Raw genomic sequence first — 3,052 nt, 5'->3', positions numbered from 1 at the left:
GGAAGACCCTCCTCCCCCACGCCACCGTCATCGACCTGCCCACCTATCCGTTCCAGCGACAGCGGTACTGGCTGGACGGTCCCGCCGCCGACACCGGCCTCGACGGCAGCGGCCATCCCCTGCTGCCCGGCGTCGTCGACCTGGCCGACGGGGGGTTGGTCCTCACCGGCACGGTGAGCGCCGACAGCCACCCCTGGCTGGCGGGGCACCGGATCGGTGGCGCGACGCTGCTGCCCGCCACCGCCGTGGTGGAGGCGGTGGCGCACGCGGCCAGCCGCGTCGGCCTGGACGTCGACGAACTGGTCCTGACGGCCGCCGTGCCGGTCGATGCCCCGGTGCGCCTACGGCTCACCGTCGGGCCGGCGTCCGACGACGACAGCCGCGCTGTGCACCTGCACGGCAACACCGACGACGGCGAGTGGTTGCCGTACGCCACCGGGCGGCTCGCGGTCGTCACGCAGTCGCCCGCCGCCGACCTCGCCACCTGGCCGCCGACCGACGCCGAGCCGGTGGACGTGGTCGACCTCTACGACCGGCTGGCCGAGGGCGGCTACGGCTACCACGGCCTGTTCCAGGGGCTGCGGGCGCTGTGGCGCCGAGGCGACGAGACGTTCGCGGAGGTACGCCCCGACGAGTCGCCCACCGGCGGCTTCGCCCCGCACCCCGCCCTGTGGGACGCGGCGCTGCACCCGCTCGCCTGGGACGCCGCCGAGCGGGGGCAGGTGGAGATCCCGTTCGAGTGGCGGTCCGTTCGCCGGCACGGCCCCGGTGCTCCGGCACTGCGCGTGCGGCTCGCCCGCCGCGACGACGCGGTGAGCGTGGACGTGGCCGACGACGCGGGCCGCCCGATCGCCTCGGCCGGTGCGCTGCGGCTGCGGTCGACCGGCACCGCGCCCACCACCGTCCTCGAACCCGACTGGGAGCCGGTGCCCACCGACGGGGAGTGGACCGGCCGGTACGCGACGGTGGTGGCACCGCGCACCGGCGCGGACGCGAGCGCGGCGTACGCGGCCGTGACCTGGGCACTGGACGCGCTGCGGCAGCACGAGGGCGACGAGCCGCTGGTGGTCCGTACCGTCGACGACCCGGCCGGTGCGGCCGTCCGTGGCCTGGTGCGCACGGCGCAGACCGAGCAGCCGGGCCGCTTCGTGCTGTTCACCGGTTCCGGTGACCCGGAGCCGGCGCTGGTCCGCGCCGCGCTGGCCAGCGGCGAACCGGAGGTGGCGCTGCGCGACGGGACGCTGATGGCACCCCGGCTGTCGCGGATCCCCGTCGCGCCCGGTCCGCTGCCCTTCGCGTCCGGGTCGACGGTGCTGGTGACCGGCGGCACCGGCGCTCTCGGCGCGCTGGTCGCCCGGCATCTGGTCGTCCGGCACGGGGTCCGGCGCCTGCTGCTGACCAGCCGGCGTGGCCCGGCCGCCGACGGCGCGGCCGAGCTGGTGGACGAGCTGACCGCGGCGGGCGCCGAGGTCGAGGTGGTGGCGTGCGACGTGGCGGATCGTCCGGCGGTGGCGGCGCTGTTGGCCAGCATCCCCGAGGAGCACCCGCTCACCGCCGTCATCCACACCGCCGGCGTGCTGGACGACGGCGCGCTCACCTCGCTCACCGAGGAGCGCCTGGCCCGGGTGCTGCGGCCCAAGGCGGAGGCGGCCTGGCACCTGCACGAGTTGACCCGGGACCGGCCCCTCACCGCCTTCGTGCTCTTCTCCTCGATCACCGGCATCACCGGCACGGCGGGGCAGGCCAACTACGCCGCCGCGAACGCCTACCTGGACGCGCTGGCCCGGCACCGCCGCAACCTCGGCCTGCCCGGCGTCTCCCTGGCCTGGGGGCTGTGGGGGGCCACCGGCATGGCGTCGGGTCTCGGCGCGGCCGACCTCGACCGCCTGGCCCGCAGCGGGATCACCCCGCTGTCACCGCAGGAGGGCCTGGACCTCTTCGACGCCTGCCTGGTCGCGGACCGACCGGTCCTGGCACCGGCCCGGGTCGACCTGTCCACAACTCGCCGGCAGCGTCGCCGCGCGGCGTCCGCCGCCGCCACGGTCACCAGCCGGGAGGGCCTGCGGGAGCTGGTCCGCGCCCAGGTGGCCGCGGTGCTCGGGCACACCGACGCCACCGAGGTGTCCACCGACGTCGCGTTCACCGGGCTTGGCCTGGACTCCCTCACGGCGGTCGAGCTGCGCAACCGGATCGCCGAGCGTACCGGGCTGCGCCTGTCGAGCACGGTGGTCTTCGACCATCCCTCGGTGGACGCGCTCACCGACCACCTGGTCGCGGAACTGGCCGGCGCCCGTCCGGTGGAGACGCCGCAGCCCGTTACGCAGCCGGCCGACGAGCCGATCGCGATCGTGGGGATGGCCTGCCGGTATCCCGGTGGTGTCTCCTCGCCGGAGGACCTGTGGCGGCTGGTGGCCGACGGTGTGGACGCGATCGGCGAGTTCCCCACCGACCGGGGCTGGGGCGAGATCCACGACCCGGACCCGGACCGGCCGGGACACAGCTACACCCGGCACGGGGGCTTCCTCTATGCGGCGGGCGACTTCGACGCGGAGCTGTTCGGCATGAGCCCGCGCGAGGCGCTGACCACCGACCCGCAGCAACGGCTGCTGCTGGAGGTGGCGTGGGAGGCGTTCGAGCGGGCGGGGCTGCCACCGGGATCGCTGCGGGGCAGCCGGACCGGCGTGTTCACCGGCGTGATGTACAACGACTACGGCGCGCGGCTGCACCAGGCCGGCACGCCCGCCCCGGGCTACGAGGGCTACCTGGTCAGTGGCAGCGCGGGCAGCGTCGCCTCCGGTCGGGTGGCGTACAGCTTCGGGTTGGAGGGCCCGGCGGTCACCGTGGACACCGCCTGCTCGTCCTCCCTGGTGGCCCTGCACCTGGCCGCCCAGTCACTACGCAGCGGCGAGTGCGATCTGGCGCTGGCCGGCGGCGTCACAGTCATGGCCAGCCCGGCGACCTTCGTGGAGTTCAGCCGACAACGCGGCCTCGCACCCGACGGCCGGTGCAAACCATTCGCAGCCGCAGCCGACGGCACCGGATGGAGCGAAGG

At 75.6% G+C, this 3,052-nt stretch carries 1 protein-coding gene; it reads left to right on the top strand.

The window, feature by feature from the left end:
- The coding region (locus Vgi01_RS30185; protein WP_204293329.1) for an SDR family NAD(P)-dependent oxidoreductase at window positions 1–3,052 on the top strand (3,052 nt) is incomplete at both ends.

The organism is Micromonospora gifhornensis, assembly GCF_016863515.1.
GTDB lineage: Bacteria > Actinomycetota > Actinomycetes > Mycobacteriales > Micromonosporaceae > Micromonospora > Micromonospora gifhornensis.
The sequence above is the reverse complement of the archived record's forward strand: the minus strand, read 5'-3'. Positions and strand labels throughout refer to the sequence as shown.